Origin of the sequence: Campylobacter sp. 2018MI34, assembly GCF_016598975.1 — a bacterium.
Classification (GTDB): Bacteria; Campylobacterota; Campylobacteria; order Campylobacterales; family Campylobacteraceae; genus Campylobacter_D.
In genome coordinates this window covers 1-2,298 of sequence record NZ_JAENKS010000045.1, presented here as the reverse complement: position 1 = coordinate 2,298, position 2,298 = coordinate 1, and the positions used below count along the sequence as shown (strand labels likewise).

Sequence of the window (2,298 nt, the reverse complement as noted above, 5' to 3'; positions counted from 1 at the left end):
TAGTGATTATCAAGAAGCTTTAAAAATACAAAATTATCTTTCTTATAAACTTGGAAACTTGCTTATAAAACATCCTTTTACTTTTGTATTTAAAGTGAATAAGGTTTACAAAGAGTGGAGGAAAGAATGAGTAAAGAAATTCAAGATTTTATAGAAAAATTAAAAGATTGGAAAAACAATTTTATTATACAAGATTATGATTTCACAAAGTATAATTGTGAAGTTTCTGATATAGCTAAATGGCAAAAAGAATATAATGCAAATGAATTAATAAATTTTTGGAATAAAAAAATAAAAAAAGATTATTTTGAATTAAAACATCCTATATATAATGATATAGTTACTAGAGCAGTATGGAGTTGTAATTTAAATATTTTTTTTAATTGGGTGTTTTTTATAGATAAGGACAATAGATATCCTTTTTTTATAGCACAAGTTTGTTCTTGTATAAATTTTATAATCACACAAAATGCAATTTTTATATTGAATAAAGGCTGGGATGGCTTATATATTGGCACAATTAATCTATTGAAAAATTTTATAATTGATAGTAATGATTTAGAGTTGGAGTATAAAAATATTAATTTTGGATTTACACTTCAAAATATACGACCAGGACATTTTTTTAGTCATTTTTTAAATAATTTTATTAATATAAAAAATAAAAAAAATATTTATATGGAAAATATTTTTTTTAAGCCAAAATATATGAATAACTTATTTACAAAGCAACAAGATATTGTATATTTTTATCCAACAACTTTAATGAATACAAATTTAAATAAAGCGTATAACTATGTTCTTCAAGAATCTCTTGAAGATTATGATATCCTTGTAGAAAAAGATAATTTAAAACAAGAATATGATTTAATTATTTGGTTTGGATTACCCGGGGAAAGAAGAGCTTGGCTTGAACAAGTGCAAGGAACTGTAAATATATTAAAACATCTTAATAAATATTTTAAAAAAATAAAAGTTTATATAGATGGTATGACTGCTTATGATGGAGAAAGACAAGATTTTCCTGAAAATAAAATACTTTTTAACAAAGTTGTAAATGCTGTACAAGAATTATTTTTAAAAGAATATCATAAGAAAATAGTTTTTATTTTTGAAGAGCTTCAAGAATTAAACAATGATTTTATTGCAGATGAAAAAAGATTTATCGTTTTTAAATCTTTAGCGGGATATGATTATAGAACTAAAATTTGCTATTGTAGTGATTGTGATATTGCTATAAGTGATGGCGGAACTACGACTTTAACACCTTTTAATTTTTGCAAAAAACCAGGGATTATATTTTATGGTGATACTTCTTCATTGACAGTTGGTTATGCGAAATCATTAATACAAAATAATTTTCAAAAATTATTTGATCAAACTTTATTAAAACAAGTAAATAGAAAAAACCATTTAATTTATGATTATCATATTCCACCAGAGCATATTTATAATCTTACAGCTGAAGTATTAGAAAAACTTAGTGCAGCGGGTAAATTAAAGATTAAAAATCTTAAAATGCATCGTCTTGATGTTCCATTGGTAGATCTTATAGTTAAACAATATGAGCTAGAAACAAAATTTAATATAAAGCTTCCTATAGAAAATGTAGCTTTATTTAGTGAACTTGATAAGAAAATTGATTCTTTAGTTCTCAATAATACTATTATTAACAATGCTAACAATACAACTTTATCTATACAAAATAAAGATCAATATATTCTTAATTTAGAGCAAAATATTCAAAATTTAAATCATCAAATTTTATTTAAAACAGCCAAATTTCGTATCCAAAACCACCTATCATACAAACTAGGACAAGCTTTAATTGCTAATTCAAGAAGTATATTAGGCTATATAAGAATGCCTTTTGTATTATCTTATATCAAAGATAAACATAGATTTGAAAAAGAAGTTTATAGGAAAAAAATAAAAGAAAATCCAAAACTAGCTTTACCTCCATTAGAAAGTTATCCTGATTATAATGAGGCTTTAAAAGAAAAAGAATGTTTTACTTATAAACTAGGACAAGCTTTAATACAAGCTGATAAAGAGTGGTATAAAGGCGGATATATTAAATTTTATTTCAAAGATGTGCCTAGATTGAAGCGAGAGTTTAGAAAGAAATAGTTTTTATAAATAAACTATATTCTTTATGGAATATAGTTTTTATTATTAAATTTTACTAAATTGAGCTATTAAAGTATCAGTAGCTCCTAAAGATGCTAAAGTTTGTTCATAAGCATTTTGCAAGATAGGGTTATCTATAAAATTTCCCCAATGCTTATCACCCGCAGG

General features: G+C 23.9%; 1 protein-coding gene. It reads left to right on the top strand.

Annotated features, from left to right (window positions below; translation table 11 throughout):
- Positions 1-126 precede the first annotated feature (126 nt).
- Positions 127-2,130 carry a hypothetical protein gene (locus JG676_RS09030; protein WP_246801810.1) on the top strand — a complete coding sequence of 668 codons (2,004 nt, stop codon included), beginning with the start codon at positions 127-129 and terminating at the stop codon, positions 2,128-2,130.
- Positions 2,131-2,298: the final 168 nt, after the last annotated feature.

Coding starts and splice junctions, on each gene's coding strand:
- JG676_RS09030 (WP_246801810.1), top strand. CDS start 127: ATGAGTAAAGAAATTCAAGATTTTATAGAAAAATTAAAAGATTGGAAA.